This window comes from Bradyrhizobium sp. URHA0013 (assembly GCF_000518345.1).
GTDB lineage: Bacteria > Pseudomonadota > Alphaproteobacteria > Rhizobiales > Xanthobacteraceae > Bradyrhizobium.
Genome location: NZ_JADK01000003.1, coordinates 962,832 through 988,797 on the forward strand (window position 1 = coordinate 962,832; position 25,966 = coordinate 988,797).

A 25,966-nucleotide genomic window follows, 5' to 3' on the forward strand; every position below is an offset into this window, starting at 1 on the left:
TGCTCGTCATTGCGAGGAGCGAAGCGACGAAGCAATCCAGGCTGCATCCACCGAGAGATTCTGGATTGCTTCGCTTGCTCGCGATGACGGTTGAGGCGATAATTTACCTATTCGTCCCAAAAATCTTTCGCGCTTCCGCCGGGCTCGCGATCTCGCGGCCCGCACGGCGGGCGCAGGCGGCGATGGCCTCGATCAGCTGGCCGTTCGACGTCACCTTCTTGCCGTCGGCGAGATAGAAGGCATCTTCGAGACCGGTGCGCAGATGACCGCCGAGCTCCGCACAGCGCTGGTGCAGCGGCCAGATCTCTTCGCGGCCGATCGCGGTGACCTGAAATTGCGCCTCGGGACGCTTCAGCTTGATCAGGATCGGCAGCAGATCGGGATCCGACGGCATGCCGGAGGCGACGCCCATCACAAAGTTATACTCGAGCGGGCCCTTGTACATGCCGACCTGGCGGTACATGCCGACGCAGCGGACGATGCCGACGTCAAAACATTCGAATTCGGGGATGGTACCGACCGCGTTCATGACGTCGAGATAGTCCTTCACCTTCTCGACCGCATTGTCGAACATCATCGGCGGCCAGGCCCAGCTGTTGTCGGCCTTCACCTTGAGATAGTTCAGCGAGCCTGCATTGCAGGCGGCGATCTCCGGCCTGGTCTCACGGATGCAATCCAGCGCACCGCTGTAGTTCGGCCCGGAGACGCCGGAGGTGTGGTTGATGATCACGCCGGGGCAGGCTTCGCGGATCGCCTGCTGGATCTCCTTGCTGACGCTGACCTCCCAGGACGGCAGATGCCCCTTGTCCGGCGCCTGCTGACGCAGATGGATGTGCATGATGGACGCGCCGGCATCGAACGCAGCCTTGGCCTCGCGCGCCATCTGCTCGGGCGTCACAGGCACGTTGTGCTGCTTCGGGTCGGTGAGCACGCCGTTCAGCGCGCAGGTGATGACGGCCTTGTCGCTCATGCCTTGAATGTCTCGCACGTTGATAATTCAACGCTTGCGATCATGTGATGGGCGGCATGCGGCTTCTTGCGCGGAGAAGCTGGAATGGGCCAGATGTCGTAGGGTGGGCAAAGGCGCTCTTGCGCCGTGCCCACCATGTCTCAGCGTGGATCGAAGATGGTGGGCACGCTGCGCTTTGCCTACCCTACGAGAGCATCCTACGATGCCTCCGCGAGCCTCACCGTCTCGGTGCTGCGATAAATCGCAAGATCACGCGAGCCGACGAAGATCGCGCGCGGCTTCAGGCCGTAGAAGCGGCGGATCGAATGGCTGAAATGGGTGGAATCGGGATAGCCGATGTCCTGCGCGAGATGGGCGAGGTTGAGGTCCTGGTTGGCGAAGTGCAGCAGATGCCGCGCGCGCTTCCAGGCGCGGAAGGAGCGGAACGAGATGCCGGTCTCTTCCTTGAACAGATGCAGGAAACGCGAAGCGGAAAGTCCGGCGTCCGCCGCGCACGTGTCCGCCGTCACGGGCTCACCTGTGAAGCGGCCGATACGGGCGACCGCACGCGTCACGCGGGGGTCGAGCACCCGGCGCGGCAGCGCTTCGCCAAAACACATCTCGTCGAATTCGGCGGTGGTGATGTCGCCGTAGCGGCGCTGGCGCATCAGCGTGTAGGCGGCGAGGATCTTGCGGGCATAGACGGCCTTGTCGGGTCCGGTGAGCCGCTCGGCCAGGACCTCGATCACGCCATCAGGCATGCTCTCCGGCTCCAGCGTGACGCTGATCGCGGTGCGGTAGTCGCTGGCAATGGAATGCCGCTGGTTCGGCAGGGTGACGAACAGCTCGCCAGTGGCGAGGGCATCATCGATCGTCAGATGCAGGCTGCCCTTGACCGCGACATAGACGTGACAGCAGCCGGGGGTCCGCTTGCGGGGGCGGCCGAGCAGGCCGGCATAGAATACCCGCTCCGGCGTGATCAGCATCAAATGGTCGGATTCGCGACCGTTATCTTCCATTGGGATCCTCCTCGCGCGGCTCTTTGGCCGCTGCGGACGGAGGTCACCTTAGCGGAAATCTGGGCGCTGTCACGGCGGGATAGCGCTATCATGAAGCGCAAGAGGTCGGCAGCCCGCGAGGGTGGTGGACGAGACGGAACTCCTGGCAATATCGTCGTCCCGGCTTTCGCCAGGACGACAGTTAAGCCCTTACTCTTGGCGCCACGTTCTGCTCGACGCCGGCCTGTTGCTCCGCAGCAACCGCGCGCTTGAAACCATCGCGCTGCTGCAAGCGCGTCCAATAAGCTGCGACATTTGGCCCAAAATCCTTGGCAAGCCCGATAGTATCGGCGAGGCGGAGCGCGTATCCGATCACGATGTCGGCGGCGGTGAAGCGGCCAGCACACAAGGCCTCGGTATTTGCGGTGGCTGCCTCGACGGCGCGCAGCCGGCCCAAGAACCATTTGGCATAGTCGCCGGCGACCTGCGGATTGCGGCGCTCTTCCGGCTCGAGCTGGGTGTATCGGAGCACCAGCGTCTGCGGGAAGGTTAACGTGGCGTCGCTGAAATACATCCAGTTCAAGAACGCGCCATAGGCGGGATCCTCCGGCCCGACCATCAGTGGCGTCGGTCCATGTCTGACGCCGAGATAGTGGCAGATGCCGGACGATTCCGTCATTCTGGTCTCGCCATCAACCATGAAGGGAATCGTGCCCAACGGATTGAGCGCGAGGTATTCCTTGGCGAAGACCCGGGGCGGGAACGGCAGCATCTTGAGCTCGTAGGAAAGCCCCATTTCCTCCAGCATCCAGAGCGGACGGAACGAGCGCGCGCCGTCGCAGTGATAGAGCGTGACCATCAGGAACTTCCTTTGCTGCCGGGCAGCGTGCCCATCATCTTGCACAGGACCATCAGCATGACCTCGTCGGCGCCGCCGCCAATCGATGTCAGGCGGCTGTCGCGATAGGCTCGACTGACCGGCGTCTCGTTGGTAAAGCCCATTCCGCCCCAATATTGCAAGCAGGCGTCGGTAAGCTCGCGGCCGAGCCGGCCGGCCTTCAGCTTGGCCATGGTCGCCAGTTTTGTGACATCCTCGCCCGCCACCAGCGCCTCGCCGGCACGGTAGATCAGCGCGCGCAACAGCTCGACCTCGGTCTGCATTTCGGCAAGCTTGAAATGGACGACCTGGTTGTCGAGGATCGACTTCCCGAAAGCCTTACGGTTGCGGGTGTATTCGATGGTCTCGTTGATGATGTATTCATGCGCCTTCAGGCAGGCGGCCGCGCCCCAGAGGCGCTCCTCCTGGAACTGGATCATCTGATAGGTAAAGCCCTTGCCCTCCTCGCCGATCCGGTTGCGCTTGGGCACGCGGACATTGTCGAAGAAGATTTGTGCGGTATCCGACGAGCGCATGCCCATCTTGTCGAGCTTGCGCGCGACAGTGACGCCCTTGATCTTCATGGGCACGCAGATCAGCGACTTGTTGCGGTGAACGGGTCCGTCGCCGGTGTTGGCGAGCAGGCAGATCCAGTCGGCCTGAGTGCCGTTGGTGATCCACATCTTGCCGCCATCGATGACGTAATCGTCGCCGTCGGAGCGCGCATTGGTCTTGATCGAGGCGACGTCGGAGCCCGCGCCGGGCTCGGAGACGCCGATGCAGGCCACATAGTCGCCAGAGATCGAGGGCGCCAGGAATTCGCGCCGCACCTCGTCGGAGCCGAACCGCGCCAGCGCCGGCGTCGCCATGTCGGTCTGCACCCCGATCGCCATCGGCACCCCGCCGCAATTGATGGCGCCGAGTTCCTCCGCCATCATCAGCGCGTAGGAATAGTCGAGGCCGGATCCGCCGAATTCGACCGGCTTGTTCAGTCCGAGAAAGCCGAGGCTGCCCATCTTCCTGAACAGCTCGTGCGCCGGGAAGATGTCGGCCTGCTCCCATTCATCGACGTGCGGATTGATCTCGTTGGCAATGAATTTCTGTAAGGAACGACGGATCTCGTCGTGGTCGGCGGTAAACAGCATTGCTTCCTCTCGTCGTCACAACCCCATCTGCCGCGACGCCAGATCCTTCATGATCTCCTCGGTGCCGCCGCCGATGGCGTTGACCTTGACCTCGCGATAGATGCGCTCGGCCTTGATGCCGCGCATGAAGCCGGCGCCGCCAAAAATCTGCACGGCTTCAGAGGCGCAGAATGCCATGGTCTGGGTCGCCTGGTTCTTCATCATGCAGATTTCGGCGACCGGGCTTTCACCCTGCTCCAGCCGCCAGGCCAGCATCTCCAGCATCGCTTGCGACGCGGCGACCTTCTGCGCCATGTCGACGATCTTGTGGCGGATCACCTGGTGCTGCGCGAGCGGCTTGCCGAATGTCTTGCGCTCCTTGGCGTAGGCAATGGCTTCGTCGAGGCAGACGCGCGCGAACGCGGTGCAGCCCGCCGCCATGCCCATGCGCTCGCTGTTAAAATTCCGCATGATGATCTTGAAGCCCTGGCCTTCCTCGCCGATCAGGTTTTCCGCCGGTACGCGGCACTCGTCGAAATGCAGGGTCGCGGTGTCAGAGGCCCACCAGCCCATCTTCTTCAGCTTTGTCCGGGACAGGCCCGGCGTATCCCCCTCGATCAGGAGCAGGCTGACGCCGCCGGCGCCCTCACCCCCGGTACGCACCGCAACGGTCAGATAGTCGGCGCGCATACCCGAGGTGATGAAGGTCTTCTCGCCGCTCACGACGTAGTGATCTCCGTCGCGCCGCGCCTTGGTCCGGAGGCTCGCAACATCAGACCCGCCGCCCGGCTCGGTGATCGCGAGCGCCGAGATTTTCTCTCCCGCGAGCACCTGAGGCAGCACGCGCGCCTTAACCTCCGGGCGCGCGGCCCGCGCGACCGGCGGCGAACCGATCGTATGGCTCATCAAGCTGGCGCTGACGCCACCGGCGCCAGCACGCGCCAGCTCCTGGCTGGCGACGATCTTCATGAACTGGTCGGCGGCGATCCCGCCATATTCCTCGGGGAAACCGAGCCCCAAGAGCCCGATCTCGGCCGCCTTGCGATAGAGCGCGCGGGGGAATTCGCCGGCCTCGTCCCACTCGTGGGCGAAGGGCGCAATCTCCTTGTCGACAAAGCGGCGCATGACGTCACGAAAGGCGTCATGTTCGGCGGTATAGAACGGGCTCATCATCGCACTCTCGCCCTGCTGGCGGATTCGTCTCGTGCAACATGGCCGGAACTTTGACGGCTCACTTGCGCGGAGTGGCTGGCCAAGGCTCCCCTCCGAGCAGGCTCGCTCTAGCAACTCAACGCAAGACGATTTTCATCGCTCGCGCGCCAACTCCGGATCAAAAAAAGGCGTGGTGCACAAACTCCGGCTGGCCCCAGGGCCATGCCGGGCATGGTGCATGGCAATAGGGACGCGGGCGGCACCAGACCGCCGAGGGAGGAATTTTTGGCCGTTCGTTACTACGACTGGATCGCCCACCATGGCCGCCGCACGCCGAGCAAGGTCGCGGTGATCGACCTCGCGAGCGAGCGCCGCTTCAGCTATGCGCAGCTCGATGCGCGCATCTCTCGTCTCGCCTCATTTCTGCGTCATACGCTGGAGGTCTCGCGCGGCGAGCGGGTCGCGGTGCTGGCGCTGAACACGACCGATACGCTGGAGGTGCAATTCGCCTGCGGGCGATTAGGTGCGATCTTCGTGCCGCTGAACACCCGGCTCACCGTTCCCGAACTCCAGTTCATCACCGGCGATTGCGCCCCGAAGGTGATGATCCACGACACCGATCTCGCCGAAACGGCACTTGCCGTGGCGAAGCTCTGCGGCATTGAGACGAGCCTGCTGCTTGGTCCCGGCGGGACTTACGAGGCCGGCATCGCCGCCGCAAAGCCACTGGGGAAAATCGAGGAGGTCACCCTCGATGATGCCTCGACCATCATGTACACCTCCGGCACGACGGGTCATCCCAAGGGCGCCACCATCACCCATGGCATGACCTTCTGGAATTGCGTCAATCTCGGCGGCCCCGCCTGCATCGGGCCATCCTCGGTGCTGCTCACCGTGCTGCCGCTGTTCCACACCGGCGGACTGAACTGCTACACCAATCCGGTGCTGCATGCCGGTGGCACCGTGATGATCATGCGCGCCTTCGATCCCGGCACGGCGCTCGGCCTGATCAACGATCCCGCGCAGGGCATCAACGTGTTCTTCGGCGTGCCCGCGATCTACCAGTTCATGGCCCAGCATCCGGCCTTCGCGACCACCGACCTCGGCCGGCTGATCGTCGGCGGTGTCGGCGGTGCACCAATGCCGGTGCCGCTGCTCAAGGTGTGGGAGGCGCGTGGCGTCGCGCTTCAGCAGGGCTACGGCATGACCGAGACCTCGCCGGCCGTGCTGGTGCTCGACCGCGAGGATGCTGCACGGAAAGCCGGCTCCGCCGGCAAGCCGGTGTTGCACACCGAAGTGCGCATCGTGCGTCCCGATGGCAGCGACGCCGATATCGGCGAGCTTGGTGAGCTCTGGGTCAAGGGACCGAACATCACGCCCGGCTACTGGAACAGGCCGGAGGCGAACAAGACGTCGTTCACCGACGGATGGCTGCACACTGGCGACGCGACACGCGTCGACGAGGAAGGCTTTTACTACATCGTCGACCGCTGGAAGGACATGTACATCTCCGGCGGCGAGAACGTCTATCCGGCTGAGGTCGAGAACGTCCTGCACCAACTCGACGCCATCGCGGAAGCCGCCGTGATCGGCATTCCCGATCCGCAATGGGGCGAGGTTGGCCTCGCCATCGTCGCGGCGAAGCCGGGCCAGCGGTTGACCGAGGCCGATGTCTTCTCGCACTGCGCGGCGAATCTCGCGCGCTTCAAATGTCCGCGCCAGGTCCGCTTCGTCGATGCGTTACCACGCAACGCCACCGGCAAGATCCACAAGCCGACCTTGCGCAAGGAATTCTCGATCACTTCCGAAGTCGACAAGAAAGCCGCCAACGCCTGATCAAAGCGCCCCTCGCGGGCGCTTTTCTTTTTTGAAGTGCCAAAGTCAGAAGAAACCCCAAAGAAGCCCCAAGGAATTTACATGAACAAGAAACTCTCCCTGTTTGCCGCGGCAACGGCGATGACGCTGTTTGCGACCCACTCCGCGTATGCCCAAAAAGCGTACGACACCGGCGTCACCGACACCGAGATCAAGATCGGCAATGTCGAGGCCTATTCCGGGCCGGCTTCCGCCTACGGCGTCATCGGCAAGACCGAGGAAGCCTATTTCAAGATGATCAACGACCAGGGCGGCATCAACGGCCGCAAGATCAACTGGATCTCCTACGATGACGGCTACTCGCCGCCGAAGACGGTTGAGCAGATCCGCAAGCTGATCGAGAGCGACGAGGTCTTCCTGGTGTTCAACGCGCTGGGCACGCCGACCCAGACCGCCGTGCAGAAGTATCACAATTCCAAGAAGGTGCCGCAGCTGTTCCTCGCCACAGGCGCCAGCAAGTGGAACGACCCGAAGAATTTTCCCTGGACCATGGGCTTCCAGCCCAGCTACCGCGTCGAGGCACAGATCTTCGCCAAGTATATTTTGAAGGAGAAGCCGGACGGGAAGGTTGCGATCTTCTATGCCAACGATGATTTCGGCAAGGACTACCTCGCCGGCATCAAGGACGTGTTCGGCGACAGGGCATCGAAAATGATCGTGGCGGAAGAGAGCTACGAGACGTCGGAGCCTTCGATCGACGCCCATATCGTCAAGCTCAAGGGGACCGGCGCCGACGTCTTCGTCAACATCGCGACCCCGAAATTTGCGGCGCAGGCGATCAAGAAGATTGCCGAGCTGGAGTGGAAGCCGATGCATCTCATGACCGATGTCTCGGTCTCGATCGGCGCGGTGATGAAGCCGGCCGGCCTCGAGGCATCCGAAGGCGTGCTGTCGGCCGGTTATCTGAAGGACGCGTCGGACCCGCAGTGGAAGGATGATGAGGGCATGAAGAAGTTCATGGTCTTCGTCGACAAATACATACCCGGCGCAAATATTTCGGACGCCAATCTGGTTTACGCCTATGCCGCAGCCCAGACCATGGTGCAGGTGCTGAAGCAGGCGGGCGACAATCTGACCCGCGAGAATGTGATGAAGCAGGCAGCGAGCCTCAAAGACTTCGTCCCCGACACCCTGATCCCGGGGATCAAGGTCAACACCTCGGCCACGGACTTCGCGCCGATCGAGCAGCTCAAGATGTGGCGATTCAAGAAGGGCCAGTGGGAGCTGTTCGGCGACATCATCAGCGCCGAAACCGGCGGCTAGTCGACTGAAAACTACCGAATAGCGGCCGAAGGGCCGCTATTCTTTTCAAGCGAGCGACGACGCTATTCCCGCGCTTTCGACCTCGATCATGTCGTGGCCGACGTCGATGCCTGCGACGGACAGGCCGAGACGACGCGAATCGCCGACGCCTCTGAACCCGGGGCATGCCCAGGCGAGGGTGACGATGCCTGACGGCGGCAGATCGAGGCTCAGCGTGTAGCCATCATAACTGGTCACGACCGCCTCGGGCGCGACGGGCTTGCCGTCGAGATAGAATCGCGCGTCGATCGTATGCAGCGGCGCGCGAAGCGCCGGGCTTCGAACGCGGACGATGGTGCGGCCGGGCATCCCCTTGATCCGCACGGCAGCCTCCGGTTCGCTCCAGCGGAACGTGTGACCGGCGGAGAACTCCTCGGCATGGAATCCGGTCTGCGCGATAATCTGCTCCCCAAGAAGCCCGCCAGCAGACCGCGCATCTCGCCCGAGACGATGAATGCAATCGAGTCTCTGATGCCGGATCAGCGCGGCGATGTATCGCCGCATCCATCGCGCGATCGCCTCGCTCGATCCGGCGACCGTCAGAACGACCAGCACGGCCCGCGCGTGCCATGCCCCCAGCCGCGCGAAGCCGCGCGCGCCGAGATCGCCGAGCAGCGCCGGCACGGACCAACGCCACAACGCCAGCAATTTCTCGCCAGGCCGTCTCCAGCCGCCGCCAGCGAGGCTGTAGCGCAGGAGCGCGTTCAATGCATTGCGGGCGAGCGACGTGCCGGCCTCGCTCCGCGAGCTCCACTCGATCGGAATGTCGAGCAGCTCGCTGCCGGGATCGTTGCGGGCCTCGCTCAGATAGCGAATCTCGCCTTGCACGAAGTCGAGCGTGAATTGCTTCAGCTCGTCGAGCTCGCCGACATAGTAGTGATGGAAGCGCGCCTCCTCGAGATAGCCGAGGGAATAGCCTCTCGCGTGATAGGCGGCGGCAAGCACCCATTCGGCGAAATGACCGAACTCCTCGCGCAGGCCGCCGCATTCCCGGTAGACGTCGCGCCGCGTCACGAAACACTGATCCAGGATCTTGCGCCAGGGATGCTGCTTCATACCGAACTCGATGTCGGCCTGGTACATGGCTGCCTCTGCCACGGATAGCCGGTTATGGCAGATCGGGATCGAACGGCAGGAAAAGCCGGCCCAGTCGGGATGAGCATCGATCGCGCGAATGCAGAGTTCGATCACGTCGGGTTCGGGCCGGCAGTGCGATTCCGTGAAGAACAGATAGCTGCCGCGCGCCTTCGTCGCGCCGAATGCGCAGAGCCCGATGTCGTGTTCGGAATCGGCGAATTCGAGGCGAGCCCTGTTGCCGGCCAACGCCTTCAACTGTTCGCGTGCCGTGAAATCCGGCGGCACGACCAAGATGATCTCGTAGAGCGATTTGTCGGCAGTCTGCGACGTCCAGCCGAGCCAGGACAGCTCCCACTGCCCGCGGTGAGATTCGAGCGGGATAATGATTGAGAACAGCGGAGATTCGCCGTCGTCGAGTGCGGGCGCGTCCTGCATGTCCCCTTATAGACGCATGCTGCGTCATTCCGGCTAATTTCTTGCGGACTATACCGACAGAAACAGCGCGAACGATTCTTCCACCGTTCGGCGCAGATGCTGTTGGTACAGTTCGTGGTTGGCATCGCCGGGCGCGACCCGACCCAGCGAGGGCTTCGCGAAGTTTCGGAGCGGCACATAGGCGATCGGCGCTGCGATCGGCGTCAGCTGCGAGCCGGGGCCGGCGCGGAGTGTCGAGATGATCCCGTACATTTCGCCGGCGACCGTCGGCCGCGACACCGTGATCACGCGATGCTGGCCGTGCTTGATGATGACGAGATAGATGAAGCCGGACTGATGCGGCACGGCGACCTCGCCGGTGTGTTCATAGGCGGCATCGGTCCGTTCCCCCTCGCGGAACACCAGTGCAGAGACTTTCGGCTCCCAGACGATCTCGGTGCGGTAGGCGAAGATCGCGTCCTTGTCGCCGAACGACGGCCGCAACGTGATGTAGACGTCCTCGAGCCAGGTCACCGCGCGATGGGCATAGGAGCCGAGGCTGTCGGGCGCGACATCGTTTGCGGCCGGAGGCGTCACCACGGCGGCGCTTCTGCGCAGGGAAACGCCCAGCGCCTGCTCCAGCCGCACCGTGGTCGCCAGGGTGAACGGCCGTCGGCCGCCGAGCACCTTCTCGAGAGTCGACAGGCTGAGCTTGGCCTGCTCGGCCAGCGCCTGCCGGGAGATCCGGCGCCTGGCGAGCTCCTCGCGAATGGTCTCTGCGATCTCGCGACTTTGCTCGTCCGAAAGCTGCTTGTCGGTGAATTTGTCCTGCGTCTGCATCGTGGCCCTGCTCCAGGACGACATCCTAGCAGGGCGGACAAACCAGCACAAAACCGCACTTCGCCCCCCCGGCGGCGGCCCGCGCGGGCCGGCCGCGACGGATCATTGCCGATCATTCTGCTCGCGCAATCGGGCCGTCCCGGCGGATGCTCATAGCCAGCAAACATCCTCGGGAGCAGGCAAAATGGATACCTACGACACGATGGACAGCAACGAACACCCTTGGCTGGGCAGACTGATCGTGGTCGGACTGTTCCTTCTGGCGCAGGGCATCGCGGTGATGCTGGTCGCCTTCGTGGCGCTGCTGGTGAGCTTGGAGCCGGGCTGGTCGGCGACGACGGAGCAGGCCAGCCTGCTCCAGCCCGGCGATGCCAAATCCGGGTCTCTTCTCCTCAAGGAGGACGGCGCCTACACGGAAGCGATCCGCCTCGGCATCGACGTCGACATCACGGTATCAGGCCCGACGCTGCGCGCCCGCGTCACCCAGATCTTCCGCAATCCGACCAAGGATTGGGTCGAGGCGACCTATGTCTATCCGCTCCCCGCCGGCGGTGCCGTCGATTCGCTGAAGATGGTGGTCGGCAACCGCGTCATCGTGGGCGACATCAAGGAGCGGCAGCAGGCGCGCGTGATCTACGAAGAGGCGCGCCGGGCCGGCCAGAAGGCCGCGCTCACCGAACAGGAACGGCCGAACATCTTCACCAACTCGGTCGCCAATATCGGTCCCGGAGAAACCGTGCTGGTGCAGATCGAATATCAGGAACCGGTGCACCAATCCGGCAACGAATATTCGCTGCGCCTGCCGTTGGTAGTGGGGCCGCGCTACAATCCGGCGCCGATCGTCCAGAGCGTCGATTTCCGCAACGACGGTTCCGGCTGGGGCGCGACGAATTCGGACCCGGTGCCGGACCGCGACCGCATCTCGTCGCCCGTGCTGGATCCCGCCCGGAATGCGCCGGTCAATCCGACCAGCATCACGGTGCGCCTGAACGCCGGCTTTGCGCTCGGCGAGGTCAAGAGCCTCCACCATAATTTCAAGGTCGAGAGCCCGGACAATACGACGCGAATTGTCACGCTTGCCGACGGTGCCGTGCCTGCCGACCGCGATTTTGAACTGACCTGGAAGCCGGCTGCCGTGAAGGCGCCGTCGGTCGGCTTGTTCCGCGAGCACGTCGGCGACGCCGATTATCTGCTCGCCTTCGTCACCCCGCCCGCCGCCGAGCAGGCGATGCAGAAGCCACGGCCGCGCGAGGTGGTGTTCGTGATCGACAATTCCGGCTCGATGGGCGGCACGTCGATCGTTCAGGCCAAGGCGAGCCTCACCTACGCGCTCTCCCGTCTCCAGCCGACCGACCGTTTCAACGTCATCCGTTTCGACGACACCATGGACGTGCTGTTTCCGGCTTCCGTGGCGGCGGATGCCGAGCGTGTCGGTGAAGCCACCTCGTTCGTCAGCGCGCTGCAGGCGCGTGGCGGCACCGAGATGGTGCCGGCGATGCGGGCCGCTCTGACCGACAAGCTCGGCGACGCCAGCATGGTTCGCCAGGTCGTATTCCTGACCGATGGTGCGATCGGCAACGAGCAGCAATTGTTCGAAACGATCACGGCGATGCGCGGCCGCTCGCGCGTGTTCATGGTCGGCATCGGGTCGGCGCCCAACACCTATCTGATGACGCGCGCCGCTGAGCTCGGCCGCGGTGCCTTCACCCATATCGGCTCCGTCGAGCAGGTCGAGGAGCGCATGCGGGGCCTGTTTGCCAAGCTCGAGAACCCGGCCGTGACCGGGCTGAGCGCCAAGTTCTCCGAAGCCAAGGCCGACGTCACACCGACGATCATTCCCGACGTCTATCGCGACGAGCCGCTGGTGCTGGCGGCAAAGCTCGACACGCTGGCGGGCTCGGTCGAGATCAAGGGCCGCGTCGGCGACCGCCCATGGTCGGTGACGCTGCCGCTGCAAAATGCGGCCGAAGGCAAAGGCCTGTCGAAGCTTTGGGCCAAGCGCAAGATCAATGATGCCGAAGTGGCGCGCACCCTGCGCGAGATGACGCCCGAAGACTCCGACAAGGCGATCCTGGCACTGGCACTCGACCATCAGATCGTCACCCGGCTCACCAGCCTCGTCGCGGTCGACAAGACGCCGAGCCGTCCCGAAGGCGAGCCGCTCAAGCCCAGCGAGTTGCCGATCAACCTGCCGGCCGGTTGGGATTTCGCGAAGGTCTTTGGCGAACGACAGCAGGTCCCGGCGCAGCTCCGCGAGCGTCACGCCGATGCTCGCAACCAGCCGGCCACGAGGCGGCCGACGCCCGCTGCACCGGATACGATCCGCCTGCCCAAGACCGCGACCTCAGCAGAGCTGAAAATGACCGCAGGCCTGATCCTGATCGTGCTCGCCCTGTTCCTGTTCGTGTTCAACCGGCGTCAGACCTTGCTCACTGACGCCGCTTGAGAGAGGAGTCCCCCTAACTCCTCTGTTAGCGCGCGCGGCTGCCCGTCCCACACCAACGGCCGCGCGCGCCTTTTTTGAACACGCCGCCTCAACCGAATTCGTCATTGCGAGCGAAGCGAAGCAATCCAGAAATCCCTCCAGGGAGGCAGTCTGGATTGCTTCGTCGCTTCGCTCCTCGCAATGACGGGAAGATGTGCCATGCCCCGCTTCATCTCTCCCCTGGCTCTCGCCCTGATCGGCATCATCCTTTTCGGCGACGGCGCCTACATCCATGCCAAAGCGTGGCTCGCGCAGGTGCTGCTGGAGCGCGCGTTCGACCGGAGCGTTGCAACCGGCGAAGTGGTCAGGCCATGGTCATGGGCCGATACCTTGCCGGTCGCGCGAATCGAGGTGAAGCGGATCGGCGCCAGCGCGATCGTGCTGGAAGGCGCGAGCGGCCAGGCGCTCGCTTTCGGGCCCGGCCATATCCGCCAAACGGCTGACGCGGGCGAACGGGGTGTTGCCGTATATGCAGCGCATCGCGACACTCATTTCCGTTTCCTACGGAATGTTGCCATTGGTGATGTGATCGATGTCACACGCAGTGACGGTAAACACTTTCGCTATCGCGCGGATTCCTCCGCTGTGGTTCGCTTCGATGCGTCGGGCATCGATGCTGCGGTACGGGATGTCGAACTCGTGCTCGCGACCTGCTGGCCGTTCGACGCCATCACGTCCGGCCCCGAGCGCTACATCCTGCATGCCACCTTGATCAGAGCCGATGAATAGCGGTTCGCAATCGGTTCTGTCCAAGAGCACACGCTTGATGGAACCGCTGAACTGGCGTCGTTGGCCAGAGACCTATAAGAATAGCGGATTGAATATTTTGCGCTGCATTGCGAGAAGACCGGGGATGGACGAGGAGTTCAGGCATCGTCTCGAACAGCTCGAAAATCGCGTCGCGCTCCTGGAGAGGAATCAGGATCTCATTGCCGCCGGGCAAAGACGTTCCTCGCTTCGGAGCCTCTGGCGCCGCCCGCCGATGTGGACCTTCGAGCAATATCCGCCGCGCCTGCTCAACCTGACGGCTTTCCTGCCAGCACCTGCGATCCATTCGGGCGCGCCACGAATCGCGATGGTCACGCCGAGCTACAACCATGTGCAATATCTCGGCGCCACGATCGACAGCATCGTCAGCCAGAACTATCCGGACCTGTATTATCACGTGCAGGACGGCGCCTCGATCGACGGCACGCTCGATCTCCTGAAGAGCCGAGGCGATAGCCTGAGCTGGAGCAGCGAACCGGACAAGGGGCAATCCAGCGCGATCAATCTCGGCTTCGCCGGCGTCGAGAGCGAGATCATGGCCTATCTCAACAGCGATGACGTGCTGCTGCCCGGGACACTTGCCTATGTCGCAAATTACTTCATCGCACATCCGCATGTCGACGTCGTCTACGGCCATCGCGTCTTCATCGATCGCGAGGGACTCGAGGTCGGCCGCGCCGTGTTGCCGCCCCATGACGGCAAGGCGTTGCGATATGCCGACTACATTCCGCAAGAGACAATGTTCTGGCGCAAGCGCGTGTGGGACAGGATCGGGCCGATCGACGAGAGCTTGCACTACGCGATGGACTGGGACTTCATCCTGCGAGCGCAGGCCGCAGGATTCAAATTCGCACGCTTGCCGCGATTTCTCGCCTGCTTCCGAATCCATGACGCACAAAAGACGGCATCCACCTATGCGGTCGGCGTCAGGGAGATGGGCATCCTGCGGCGACGCATTCTCGGCTTCGAACCGACACAGATGCAGATCCGGCGCGCCATCGCTCCTTATCTGGCGAAGCAGTTGGCCTATCACTACGCCTACAAGCTCGGCATGCTGAGATATTGAACGACCGCGCAAGCAGTGATCCGAGGATGTCGATCTCCAGGGCTTGACGCGCGCTCATTCCACCGCACGGCATACCCGCCCACGCGGTTGCCAGTCCGAAGAACTCGCCATAGAACAGAGCGACGCACCGCCAACAAGAACAACAGGTGAGGTCACACCATGGAAGCTCGCGTATCTGCCGCCTCCGCTTCATCGCGCCCATGGTCTCCGCCGCCCGATGCCAGCGACATCGTCAAGGGCATCCACGCCATGCTGCATCCGCGCAACATCGTGCTGGTGGGCGCGACCGACAAGCCCGGCAACTATGCCGAGCGCATTTGGAACAATCTGGTCAAATACGGCTACGAAGGCGGGCTCTATCCGGTCAACGCCAAACGCGACACCGTCTGGGGTGTCCCCTGCTACAAGGACTTTGCAAGCCTCCCGGAAAAGCCCGACCACGTGCTGGTGCTGGTCCCGGCGCGCTTTGCCGTGCAGGTGATCCGCGATGCCGCCGCGGCCGGCGCGCGCTCGGCCACCATCGTCACCTCGGGCTTCAGCGAGTTGCAGGACGAGGAAAGCCAGAAGCTCGCCGCCGAACTGCAAGCGGCCGTGCGCGAGACGGGATTGGCGGTCACCGGCCCGAACTGCCTCGGCAATTTGAGCGCCGGCGAAAAGCTCTTCACCAATATCGACGACCGTATCGTCACCATGGAACAGGGCGCGGTGGCGATTGCAGGGCAATCCGGCGCCATCGTCATGGCGATCCGCCAGGCTTTGGAAGATCGCGGCGTCGGGGTTGGCTACATGGTGACGACCGGCAACGAGGCCGGGCTCGAGACCCCGGACCTGATGCGCTATTTCGCCGAGGATCCGAGCATCAAGGTGATCGTGGTCTACCTCGAAGGCGTGCGCAACACCAAGGCGTTCCGGGACGCCTGCAAGGCGGCGCGCGCCGCGAGCAAACCGGTGATCGCGCTCAAACTCGGGGCGTCCGAGGGGGGGCGCGCGGCGGCGATGGCACACACCGGCGCGCTCGCGGGCTCGATCGAGACATTCGACGCCATTGCAACGCGCGAAGGGGTCATCAGGGTCGGCGGGCTCGACGAACTGATCGAGACCACCGAATGCTTCGTCCACGCCGCTGTGCCCAGGGGCGACCGGCTCGCCGCAGTGACGCTATCCGGCGGCAAGCGCGGCATGCTGATCGACGCCTTCGATGCAGAAGGCCTGAATTTTGCACCACTCAGCTCGCATGTCGGTTCGGAGCTGGCAAAGATGCTCGGGCCGGGCTCGATCGTCGGCAACCCGCTCGACGCTGGTTTTGCCGCGGTGGTCGATCCCTCCGTCTACATGAAAACGATCGGACTCATGATCGACGACCCCGATATCGACATCGTCATCATCGATGCCGAGCTGCCGAAAGCGCCGCACGAGCTGCGCGAGCGCAATCTGCGCATCGTCGACGAGATGGCGAGCCGGGCCGGCAAGCCGGTGATCTATATCAGCGCGATGTCGATCGGCTTTACCGAGTTCACCAAGAGCTTGCGCAAATCGCTGCCGCATCTTGCGGTCATGCAGGGCATGGATCGCGCGGTGACTGCGATCAAGTCGCTGCTCGACTACGCCAAGCTGCGCAAGGAAGTGCCCGACATCGTCTCCAGCTCGAAGCCCGCCGCGCGTGCCGTGCTGGAGAAGGCGCTGAAATCGGCAACCGGCGCCGCGCTCGACGAGGTCGCCTCCAAGAAGCTGCTGAAGGCCTATGGCATCCCGATCTCGAAGGAGGCGATCGCAGAGACGGCAGCCGAGGCCGTGAAGATCGCCAAGCAGATCGGCTTCCCTGTCGTGGCCAAGGTCGTCAGCGCCGAGATCCTGCACAAATCAGATATCGGCGGCGTGGTGCTGAATCTCACCAGCGCGGCCGAAGTGAAAAAGGCGTTCGCCGACATCACCGCGCGGGTGAACAAGCTGAAGGGCAAGCCGAAGCTCGACGGCATCCTGATCGCGCAACAGGTCAAGGCCGATCTGGAACTCGTGGTCGGCGCCTCCCTCGATGCCGAGATGGGCCCGGTCGTGCTGTTCGGCACCGGCGGCATCGACATCGAGCTGATGAAGGATGTCGCGCTCGCCGGTGCGCCGCTGGACGAGGACGAGGCGCGGCTTCTGATCGGCCGCACCAAGGCCGGCATCAAGATGCGCGGCTATCGCGGCAAGCCGGCCTTGCACGAGGCCTCCGCGGTGAAGGCGCTGGTAGGCCTCTCCAACCTGATCGCGGATGCCGGCGACCGGATCGCCTCGATCGACGTCAATCCGTTCCTGATCAATGCCAAAACAGGCGTCGCCGTCGATGCCCTGATCGTGCTGAACAATGCTGCGGCCAAGCGCGCCGCTGGGCATTGATGTCGCGTAGGGCGGTTCGTCGTTGCGCTTCCGCCTTCGCTCTTCGAGCAACACCGGATAAGTCGTTAACCCGCCAAGCCTAACATTGCCGCCGACAGCCTCTTCCGGGCTGCTTCCAACTTCCCCGTTTTGGCCGTAAAATCACCCGGCATGGCACGCGCGAGCAATCTGGTGATCGGAACGGCGACGCTGGCGGTGATCGCCGTGGCGTTCGGCGGCGTGCTCGGCGTGCAGAAATGGCGCACCCTCCAGAGCCGCAGCCAGTTGCGCGTGGTATTCGAGGGCGGCTCCGCCAGCGGATTGCGTCGCGGCGGACCGGTCAATTTCGACGGCGTCCCCGCAGGCCAGATCCTGTCGATCAAGCTGGACAATCCGCGCAAGGTCGTGGCGCTGGTGATGCTCGACAATACCGCGCCGATCCGCAAGGACACGGTCGCGGGCATCGAGTTTCAGGGTCTCACCGGCGTCGCCGCGGTCTCGCTGATCGGCGGCGCGCCCTCGGCGCCGCCAGTGCCGCTGGACTCGGACGGCGTCCCCGTGCTGACCGCCGATCTCAGCGACGCCGAATCGATCGTCGACACCCTACATAGTGTCGACCGCACCATCGTCAGCAACGCCCCGGCGATCAAGGAGGGCCTGCGCACGTTCGAGAACTACACCGCTGATCTCCGGAGCAAGGGCGGCGAAATCGACTCCGTCATGGCCAAGGTCGACAGCGCCTTCGCGGGCTTCGACAAGGCGGTCACAAAGATCGAAGGCGTAGTGCCCGGCTTTGCCGACGGCAAGGCGGATGAACTGTTCGAAAAGATCCAGGGATTGCACGAGCTCGCCGATACCATGAGGAAGAAATCGGCGAACTTCCTCGAAGACATCCGTCGCTCGCTGCTCGACGTCAGCGAGGCCGCCAACAAGATGAGCGGGACACCCACACCGGCCGCCGCTCCGCGCCCGCCGCGCAAGCCGGCGCAGCAGAAACGGTAGCGCCTACCAGGCGTAGCGGACGACGCCCTTGCCGGCGTAAGAGCGGGTGACATTCGAGAACTCCCCCTCGAAAGTCGCCGACGCAGACCAGCCGTTCATCCAGCTCATCTGCACTGCCGCTGTGGTCAGCGCGGAATCGTGCGCCTGGGCGGCGCCGTTCACCACGAACGCGGATCCCGGCAACGTCTGGAAGACCGCACCGACGGTGCGATCCGGATTGTAGTCATGTGCCCAGGCGACGCGGCCGCGCAGGGTCATCAGGCCGCCGGCAGCGGCGAATGACCTGTCCGCGCGCAGGCCGAGCTCAGTGCGGGTGCTGGTCGCGTCCTTGGCGGCATAATTCAGCGCGAAGACGTTGCTGCCGACCACAGCGAACTCCGAATAGCTCGGAAGACTGAACACGGTGGCCTGGAGCGCCGCATAGGGCGTGAGGCCGATCCACTGCGAGGCATAGCGATAGCCGCCCTCGATACGGCCCGAGAGCGCGTTGGCGCTGAACTGCGCACGCAACTGGTCGACGCCGGCGGCGGTGACGATGCGGTTGGTCGTGACGTCCTGCCAGCCATAGGCCAGCGCGGCCGTTATGTAGGCCGGTCCTGCGTTGTGACGCACGAAGGCGCCGGCCTGGAACAGGTCGGAGCGACCCCAGCCGAGTCCGTTGACGTTGAAGCCGGTCGCCCCGCCCGCAAGCGCGAAGCCGGCGATCGTGGACGGCGAGAAGCGGTAGTCGAGGCCGACGGCCGTGCCGTAGACGCTGCTGCTGGTGTTGTTTGAGCCGAGGCCGGCATTGCCGTCGGTGGTCTGCGAGCCACCATAGCCGGCCGCCCACACGTCCCAGCGTTGTTCGAAACTCGTCGGCGGCGTCTTGCTATGGATCGAGGCAAGAGCGTCGCGTGCGTTCCTGTCGCGTGTGCCCTTGCCGGTCGCCGCATACGCATTCGCGCTCGTCTCGTCGGCGAAGGGCGTCGCAACCGGCGTCCCGTTGCGCCCCGCGCCAAACACGTCGGTGAGCAGGCTGAGAAACAGGTTCATCGCGTTGAAGGTCGTCTGCTGCGTGCCCGTCGCCGACTCGCCGGAGGCCTGCGTCAGGCCGTTAGGACCGAGGCCCGCAAACTCGGATCTCAGGCCGCCATTGGCATTGAAGAAGTTCTGAAGAGTCGTGGCGACATTCTTCTGATTGACGTTGAGAGCGTATTTCGCACCATAGTCCAGTGTGAAATTGAGATAGACAGCGCCGGCGGGATCGACGGTCGTCGTGCCGATAAGGCCCCCGGGAGCGGCGACACCGGCAAAGTTATCGGTGGCCGAGCCGGAAAACTGCATGATCTTGTATTGCGGTAACACGGTGCTGCCAGCATATAGCGAGACGCCGACGGTGCCGCTCAGGGTGACGTTGCCGAAAACATTGGCAAAGCTCGCGGTAGTTCCGCTGCCGACCTGCACGACGTAGGCCGCACCGGACTGAAAGGCGAGGTCTCCCAGAACCAGCATGCTCGAACCCGGCCTGCCGTCGCCGGGCGCGAAGATGCCTCCAGCAGCGATTGTGGTGTTGCCGACGATTCCGGCGCCGAACAGCGCGCCGCCCGCGTTCACCGTGGTCAGGATCGATTGGGAGATATCACCATCGACCCGCAGGATGCCGCCATTCACCGTCGTGGTACCGGTGTAGGTGTTTGTACCCGAAAGGGTCAGGGTGCCGCTGCCGACCTTTTCAAGTGAGCCGGGGCCTGCGGGACCGCAACCGCAGGGATTGAAATCGCCGATGACGCCGCTGACCTCCGTCGAAAGATTGTTGCCGCCGACGACCAGGGTGTTGCCGCCGCCGATGTAATAGAAGCCGCTGCCCTCGATCGATCCGGCGGTGATGCGGCCGTCGCTGTTCGGTCCGATGCTGTTGCCGAAGTCCACGATGCCCGTGCCTGTGGTGATGAAGCGTGCGTTACCACCGGTGGAATTGTCATAGAAATCGGTCTCGCCACCGTCCTTGGTAATGATCGTGGCATTGCCGGCCGTCGTGAACGCCGCGAAATTGGCGAGGCCATCAGCCTCGTTGATGATCGTTGAGCTGCCCGCGGTCGCCGTGTCGGTTCCGAACGGCGTACCAAATACGGTGGCACCGAAATCCTTGTTCAGGATCGTAGCTGACGCGGCCGAGGATTGCTCAGCAAACGCGGTGCCTCCGTTATTCTGGTTGGTGATGGTGGCCGTGCCCGCATTGGTCCGGCCAAAGAAGCCGATCAAGCCGCCATCATTGACGATGGTCGCGCGGCCGGCCGTGGCGGTGTCGGTCCCACCCCCCAATGGATCTCCGAAATAGATCAGGCCGTTGTTTGTGATCACCATCGAGCTGGCGGAGGTCGCGTTGAGGAACTGCGTCGTGCCGGAGAAACTGTTCGAGAGCGACGTGATGCCCGACGTATCGGCATTGACGACGCTGAAGAGCCCGTCATTGACGACCGCGCCGACGATGCTCGCGGTATGCGTCGCGTCGCCAAGCTGCAACGCCGCACACGAACAGATGAAGGTGCCGCCGGTATAGGTGTTGGCGCCGAGCAACGCTAGAATACCGGGTCCCTGAACGTTGATCCCGCCGCTGCCGACGATGCGTGAGCTGATCACGGCCGATGGGTCCGCCGTGCCGGTGACATCGTTGGTATCAAATGTAGTGCCGCCCGAGGCCAGCCGGAGGTCGCCGCCCTGGATGGTGTAGACCGAACCGTCGCCGGTGAGGTCAAAGCCCACGAGGCTCGTGAGTTGCACTCCGCTCGGCGTAACCGTCACCGTGCCGCCCGTTGCGGGCGTCGAGGGAACGCTACTGCCGAACAGCGTGCCGGCTGACAAGGGATCATAGGCCGTACTGACCGAACCGATCCGTCCAGTTGGTCGTGGTGTTGTCCCATACACCGCCGCCGCCGTTGACGACGCCGTTCGGCGTGGTCTGCGATCCGTTGAATACCTGCTGCGCCTGGACGGCGTCCGTCGACAGGCAGAGGCCGAACAGCATCGCAACGACGGACGACGCGGCCGCACCCACGCGCAGCCGGCTCTGCCCGCTCGATGGCGATCGAAATTCCACCCCAACGCCCCTTGTCACCGGCGCTCCCAGCCGCGCCGCCGCCAAATTAGGCGACCAGTTCCCTCCGTGAAACTACGGAATCCATGGAATCGGCCGTCGGGGACACAACCGGGGTTGATTCAGCGGGTGATGTTGCAACCGCGCCACGCTTTTGCGAGACACAATTCGCATTCTACGCACATGGGCCTGCGTCAGAGTGTCCACGCACGTGTATGGTGGTTCACATCGACGCCGATGTCAGAGCCATCGTGGCTCAGTAATTCGACGGCGCCGCTTCATTCGGGATGCCGTCGATCGGGCATTCGGCGGTCCCGGGCGTCGCGCGCGTCATCGCCTCGACCATGTCCCTTGTGCCCTCGGGATCGGCAATCCAGTTCTTGTAGAAATCATAGGGGCAGGCCGCGACGCCCCGCGGGCTTTCGCCGGAATTGATCATGCCGGTGTAACCGCGATGGACCAGCTTGTAGAGATGGTTCTGCGACTGGCCGTTGCGGCGCGCATCGCGGATCAGATGTTTCGACAGCTGGGCATATTGAATGCCGTAGTCCTCCTCGCCGCACTCGCCGAGGGTGCGGCCGTCGAAGCCGATGATCGCGGAGTGACCGAAATAAGAATAGACCCCGTCGAAGCCGGCAGCGTTGGCGACCGCGACATAGACGTTGTTGGCCCACGCCATCGCCTTTGAAATCAGGATCTGCTGCTCCTTGGCCGGATACATGTAGCCTTGGCAGCGTACGATCAGCTCGGCCCCCTTCATGGCGCAGTCGCGCCAGATCTCCGGGAAGTTGCCGTCGTCGCAGATGATCAGGCTGACCTTCATCCCCTTCGGGCCGTCGGAGACATAGGTGCAATTGCCGGGATACCAGCCCTCGATCGGCACCCACGGCATGATCTTGCGGTACTTCTGCACGATCTCACCCTTGTCGTTCATCAGGATCAGGGTGTTGTAGGGCGCCTTGTGCGGATGCTCCTCGTGGCGCTCTCCGGTGAGCGAGAATACGCCCCACACCTTGGCCTTGCGGCAGGCCTCCGCAAAAATCGCGGTCTCTTCACCGGGCACCGCGCAAGCGGTCTCGTACATCTCCTTGGAGTCGTACATGATGCCCTGGGTGGAGTATTCCGGGAAGATTACCAGATCCATGCCGGGAAGGCCGACCTTCATGCCCACCACCATGTCGGCGATCTTGCGGGCGTTGTCGAGCACCTCGGCCTTGGTGTGCAGGCGGGGCATCTTGTAGTTGACCACCGCGACGCCGACGGTGTCGTTGCTGCTGGAGATGTCGCCGTGAAGCATTTGAATTGCTCCTCTACCCTGTTTGAGATTGCCGCGTGAATCAGTGACTGATCATCCAGGGCCGCGCGGTCGGAAAACCCTTGGCGCCGCTTCTGGTCTTGCTTACCAGCCGCGCCGGCTTTTTCTTGTCCGATGAGCTCCTGCCCGACGAGTTCTTTCCCGTGGAGCAGCAGCCGCAACCGGGACCGTGCGAGGCCTTGTATTGCGCCAGCGTCTGCGGCGCGTGGGTGCTGCGCTCGTTGACGGCGTGAGCTTTTCGTTTTTCCGACGGCATGCAGAAGAAGTTCGGGGCGGTCAGAATGACGCGCGGCGCCATGATTTCACATTGCGGACAGACCTGCGGATCGTCGCATTCGGCCATCGGGCGCATATCCTTGAACGGACCGCAATCGTCACAGAGATATTCATAGACCGGCATCGCATCATCCCTACGCTGTTGTCTGTGAGAGAACTGCCGCGGCGGATGCGGGGCAGCAGCTACGCCGTCCCGCATGCCGTCGCGCAGGGATTACTTGTCCGGCGATATCGGCATCTGGATATCGCCCTTGATGTGCTTGATCGGACCCGCCGAGGACGGCATCACGTCGAAGTCGAAGATTTCCGTCGGCAGCCATAGTGTGGCGCAGGCATTCGGCACGTCGACCACGCCGGAGATGTGGCCCTGAACCGGTGCGGTGCCAAGGATCGAATAGGCCTGGGCACCGGAGTAGCCGAACTTCTTCAGATATTCGATCGCATTCAGGCAGGCCTGGCGATAGGCGATGGTGACGTCGAGATAGTGCTGCTTGCCGGCCTCGTCGACCGAGATGCCTTCGAAGATCAGATAGTCCTTGTAGTTCGGTGTGATCGGCGACGGCTTGAAGATCGGATTCTTGACGCCGTACTTCGCCATGCCGTCCTTGATCACCTCGACCTTCAGATGCAGCCAGCCGGCCATCTCGATCGCGCCGCAGAACGTGATCTCGCCGTCGCCCTGGCTGAAGTGCAGATCGCCCATTGAGAGACCGGCACCCGGCACGTAGACCGGGAAGTAGATCTTCGAGCCGCGCGAGAGGTCCTTGATGTCACAATTGCCGCCATGCTCACGCGGCGGCACGGTGCGCGCGCCTTCCGCGCCGATCTTGTCCTTGACCTCGCCCTTGGCGCGGCCGCCATGGGCCGTCGGCGCGAACGGCGGATTGGCAAGGCCCGGCACACGGGTCGGGTTGGTCGCGATCAGCTCGGCCTCGCGCTTGTTCCAGGTGTCCAGCATCTTCGGATCGGGCAGACAGCCGATCAGGCCGGGATGGATCAGGCCGGCGAAGTTGACGCCCGGAATATGCCGCGACGAGGTGTAGAGGCCCTTGATGTCCCAGATCGACTTCTGCGCCAGCGGGAAATGGTCGGTGAGGAAGCCGCCGCCGTTCTGCTTGGAGAAGAAGCCGTTGAAACCCCACATGCTCTCCTTCATCGGGCCGACGTCGAGCAGGTCGACGACGAGCAGGTCGCCGGGCTCCGCGCCCTTGACGCCGATCGGTCCGGACAGGAAGTGCACGATCGACAGATCGATGTCGCGCACATCGTCGGCGGAATCGTTGTTCTTGATGAAGCCGCCGGTCCAGTCGTAAGTCTCGATGATGAAATCGTCGCCGGGATTGACCCAGGCTACGATCGGAATGTCGGGGTGCCAGCGGTTATGCACCATGTCATTTTCATAGGCCGACTTGGTGAGATCGACCTTGATCAGTGTCTCTGGCATCGAGATGCTCCCCTTTTACACGGTTGGTTAGACGGACAGATATTTCGAAACCTGCGCGGCATCGACGGCGTCGCGCGGATCATCGCGGACGATCTCGCCGTTCTCGATCACCAGCACGCGGTCCGCGATATCGAGCGCGAAGCTCAGGACCTGCTCGGACACGACGATCGAAAGCCCCTTCTCGTCGCGGATGCGCTTGAGCGTGCGCGCCATCTCCTTGATGATCGACGGCTGGATGCCTTCGGTCGGCTCGTCCAGCAGCAGCACTTTTGGCTTGGTCGCCAGCGCGCGAGCGATCGCGAGCTGTTGCTGCTGTCCGCCGGAGAGATTGCCGCCACGGCGGTCCTTCATCTCCAGCAGCACCGGAAACAGTTCGTAGATGTCGCCGGGCACCTCGGTTCCGCCGGAGACCACGAGGCCGGTCTCGATGTTCTCCTTCACCGTCATGGTGGAGAAGATCATGCGGCCCTGCGGCACGTAGGCGAGGCCCTTGGCGACGCGCGCGTAGCTCGGCAAGGCACCGAGCTCGGCGCCCTCCATGGTCACCGAGCCGCTCTTCGTAGGCAAAATGCCCATCAGCGATTTCATCAGCGTGGTCTTGCCCATGCCGTTGCGGCCCATGATCGCCACGATCTCGTTGGGCGCGACCTTGACGTTGAGACCGTGCAGCACCTCGCTCTGGCCGTAGGCGACGTGAAGATCAGAGATAGCCAGCATCGTCGCGCTCCTTAGTGACCGAGATAAACTTCGACGACCTTGGGGTCGTTCTTCACCTTCTCCATGGTCCCTTCCGAGAGGATCTGGCCCTGGTGAAGCACGGTGACCTTGTGCGCGATGTCCTCGACGAACTTCATGTCGTGCTCGATGACGAGCACCGAGCGGTTTTTGATGATGCGGTTGAGCAGCTCGGCGGTCTTGGCGCGTTCGGACACGCTCATCCCGGCGACGGGCTCGTCGAGCATCAGCAGGTCCGGATCCTGGATCAACAGCATGCCGATTTCGAGCCATTGCTTCTGGCCGTGACTGAGCTCGGAGGCATAGGTGTTGAGCTTGTCCTTGAGGAAAATCATCTCGGCGACCTCTCCGACGCGTGACCTCACCGGCTGGTCACGCTGGAAAGTGAGTGAGCCGAATACGGTGCGGCCGCGCGGAAACGAGATCTCGAGATTTTCGAACACGGTGAGGTCTTCGAACACCGACGGCGTCTGGAACTTGCGGCCGACGCCGGCCTTGACGATCTCGTTCTCCTTCAGCTTGGTCAGCTCGGTACCGCGAAACTGGATCGAGCCTTCGGTCGCCTTGGTCTTGCCGCAGATCAGGTCGAGCACCGTGGTCTTGCCGGCCCCATTGGGGCCGATGATGACGCGGATCTCGTTCTCCTCGATATAAAACGAGAGATCGTTGACCGCCTTGAAGCCGTCGAAGGAAACCGTCAGTCCGGAGACCGCGAGCAGGAATTCCTTGGGCTGATGACCGACGAGCATGATCTATCTCCTCACTGCCAGCATGGCATCGGCATCGTGATGACCGACGAGCATGATCTATCTCCTCACTGCCAGCATGGCATCGGC

Annotated in this window: 21 protein-coding genes; 7 read left to right on the plus strand and 14 right to left on the minus strand. The window is 63.3% G+C overall.

What is annotated here, in order from left to right:
• Nucleotides 1-103 precede the first annotated feature (103 nt).
• From N551_RS0104765 to N551_RS0104785, 5 genes are all read right to left on the minus strand, one after another.
• The gene (locus tag N551_RS0104765; RefSeq protein ID WP_027514515.1) at nucleotides 104-970 is read right to left on the minus strand and encodes a 3-keto-5-aminohexanoate cleavage protein; all 867 of its coding nucleotides are present in this window, start codon (nucleotides 968-970) and stop codon (nucleotides 104-106) included.
• 197 nt (nucleotides 971-1,167) lie between these two features.
• Nucleotides 1,168-1,968: an AraC family transcriptional regulator gene (locus N551_RS0104770; protein ID WP_027565981.1), complete on the minus strand. Its 801-nt coding sequence runs from the start codon at nucleotides 1,966-1,968 to the stop codon at nucleotides 1,168-1,170.
• A gap of 181 nt (nucleotides 1,969-2,149) precedes the next feature.
• Complete coding sequence (locus N551_RS0104775) at nucleotides 2,150-2,806, minus strand: glutathione S-transferase family protein (protein ID WP_027565982.1); 657 nt, start codon at nucleotides 2,804-2,806, stop codon at nucleotides 2,150-2,152.
• Nucleotides 2,806-3,969, minus strand: coding sequence for an acyl-CoA dehydrogenase family protein (locus tag N551_RS0104780; protein WP_027565983.1), 1,164 nt, complete (start codon nucleotides 3,967-3,969; stop codon nucleotides 2,806-2,808). Before N551_RS0104780 ends, N551_RS0104775 begins: the two co-directional genes overlap by 1 nt.
• A 15-nt stretch (nucleotides 3,970-3,984) precedes the next feature.
• Entirely contained in the window at nucleotides 3,985-5,121 is a 1,137-nt protein-coding gene (locus tag N551_RS0104785; RefSeq protein ID WP_027565984.1) for an acyl-CoA dehydrogenase family protein, read from the minus strand.
• A gap of 264 nt (nucleotides 5,122-5,385) precedes the next feature.
• Here N551_RS0104785 and N551_RS0104790 point away from each other — a divergent pair, with 264 nt between their 5' ends.
• On the plus strand, nucleotides 5,386-6,936 hold the full coding sequence (locus N551_RS0104790; RefSeq protein WP_027565985.1) for a long-chain fatty acid--CoA ligase: 1,551 nt from the start codon (nucleotides 5,386-5,388) through the stop codon (nucleotides 6,934-6,936).
• An 81-nt stretch (nucleotides 6,937-7,017) separates the two neighbouring features.
• The gene (locus N551_RS0104795) at nucleotides 7,018-8,238 is read left to right on the plus strand and encodes an ABC transporter substrate-binding protein (protein WP_027565986.1); all 1,221 of its coding nucleotides are present in this window, start codon (nucleotides 7,018-7,020) and stop codon (nucleotides 8,236-8,238) included.
• Between the two features lie 45 nt (nucleotides 8,239-8,283).
• Here N551_RS0104795 and N551_RS0104800 read toward each other — a convergent pair whose 3' ends face one another.
• Both N551_RS0104800 and N551_RS0104805 read right to left on the minus strand, forming a co-directional pair.
• The gene (locus N551_RS0104800) at nucleotides 8,284-9,789 is read right to left on the minus strand and encodes a glycosyltransferase family 2 protein (RefSeq protein WP_027565987.1); all 1,506 of its coding nucleotides are present in this window, start codon (nucleotides 9,787-9,789) and stop codon (nucleotides 8,284-8,286) included.
• A gap of 48 nt (nucleotides 9,790-9,837) precedes the next feature.
• Nucleotides 9,838-10,608 carry a helix-turn-helix transcriptional regulator gene (locus N551_RS0104805; protein WP_027565988.1) on the minus strand — a complete coding sequence of 257 codons (771 nt, stop codon included), beginning with the start codon at nucleotides 10,606-10,608 and terminating at the stop codon, nucleotides 9,838-9,840.
• 184 nt (nucleotides 10,609-10,792) lie between these two features.
• Here N551_RS0104805 and N551_RS0104810 point away from each other — a divergent pair, with 184 nt between their 5' ends.
• From N551_RS0104810 to N551_RS0104830, 5 genes are all read left to right on the plus strand, one after another.
• Nucleotides 10,793-13,054 carry a marine proteobacterial sortase target protein gene (locus tag N551_RS0104810; RefSeq protein ID WP_027565989.1) on the plus strand — a complete coding sequence of 754 codons (2,262 nt, stop codon included), beginning with the start codon at nucleotides 10,793-10,795 and terminating at the stop codon, nucleotides 13,052-13,054.
• A 198-nt stretch (nucleotides 13,055-13,252) separates the two neighbouring features.
• Entirely contained in the window at nucleotides 13,253-13,822 is a 570-nt protein-coding gene (locus N551_RS0104815) for a class GN sortase (RefSeq protein WP_027565990.1), read from the plus strand.
• 124 nt (nucleotides 13,823-13,946) lie between these two features.
• The gene (locus tag N551_RS0104820) at nucleotides 13,947-14,927 is read left to right on the plus strand and encodes a glycosyltransferase family 2 protein (protein WP_027565991.1); all 981 of its coding nucleotides are present in this window, start codon (nucleotides 13,947-13,949) and stop codon (nucleotides 14,925-14,927) included.
• Nucleotides 14,928-15,086: 159 nt separating this feature from the next.
• Entirely contained in the window at nucleotides 15,087-17,306 is a 2,220-nt protein-coding gene (locus tag N551_RS0104825) for an acetate--CoA ligase family protein (RefSeq protein ID WP_027565992.1), read from the plus strand.
• A 150-nt stretch (nucleotides 17,307-17,456) separates the two neighbouring features.
• The gene (locus N551_RS0104830; protein WP_027565993.1) at nucleotides 17,457-18,287 is read left to right on the plus strand and encodes an MlaD family protein; all 831 of its coding nucleotides are present in this window, start codon (nucleotides 17,457-17,459) and stop codon (nucleotides 18,285-18,287) included.
• Between the two features lie 3 nt (nucleotides 18,288-18,290).
• On the opposite strand, the gene N551_RS36790 is transcribed toward N551_RS0104830, so the two are convergent.
• The 7 genes from N551_RS36790 to urtD form a co-directional block, all read right to left on the minus strand.
• A complete protein-coding gene (locus N551_RS36790; RefSeq protein WP_245287729.1) occupies nucleotides 18,291-21,128 on the minus strand; it encodes an autotransporter domain-containing protein in 2,838 nt (945 codons plus the stop codon).
• 4 nt (nucleotides 21,129-21,132) lie between these two features.
• Nucleotides 21,133-21,363, minus strand: a complete 231-nt coding sequence (locus N551_RS39195; protein ID WP_245287730.1) for a hypothetical protein — start codon at nucleotides 21,361-21,363, stop codon at nucleotides 21,133-21,135.
• A 253-nt stretch (nucleotides 21,364-21,616) separates the two neighbouring features.
• A complete protein-coding gene (locus N551_RS0104845) occupies nucleotides 21,617-22,657 on the minus strand; it encodes an aliphatic amidase (protein WP_027565995.1) in 1,041 nt (346 codons plus the stop codon).
• Nucleotides 22,658-22,697: 40 nt separating this feature from the next.
• The gene (locus tag N551_RS0104850) at nucleotides 22,698-23,075 is read right to left on the minus strand and encodes a zinc ribbon domain-containing protein (RefSeq protein ID WP_027565996.1); all 378 of its coding nucleotides are present in this window, start codon (nucleotides 23,073-23,075) and stop codon (nucleotides 22,698-22,700) included.
• Nucleotides 23,076-23,165: 90 nt separating this feature from the next.
• On the minus strand, nucleotides 23,166-24,395 hold the full coding sequence (fmdA, locus tag N551_RS0104855) for a formamidase (RefSeq protein ID WP_007598072.1): 1,230 nt from the start codon (nucleotides 24,393-24,395) through the stop codon (nucleotides 23,166-23,168).
• 27 nt (nucleotides 24,396-24,422) lie between these two features.
• Complete coding sequence (gene urtE / locus N551_RS0104860; RefSeq protein WP_027565997.1) at nucleotides 24,423-25,112, minus strand: urea ABC transporter ATP-binding subunit UrtE; 690 nt, start codon at nucleotides 25,110-25,112, stop codon at nucleotides 24,423-24,425.
• Nucleotides 25,113-25,123: 11 nt separating this feature from the next.
• Nucleotides 25,124-25,879, minus strand: a complete 756-nt coding sequence (gene urtD, locus N551_RS0104865; RefSeq protein WP_027565998.1) for an urea ABC transporter ATP-binding protein UrtD — start codon at nucleotides 25,877-25,879, stop codon at nucleotides 25,124-25,126.
• Nucleotides 25,880-25,966 lie beyond the last annotated feature (87 nt).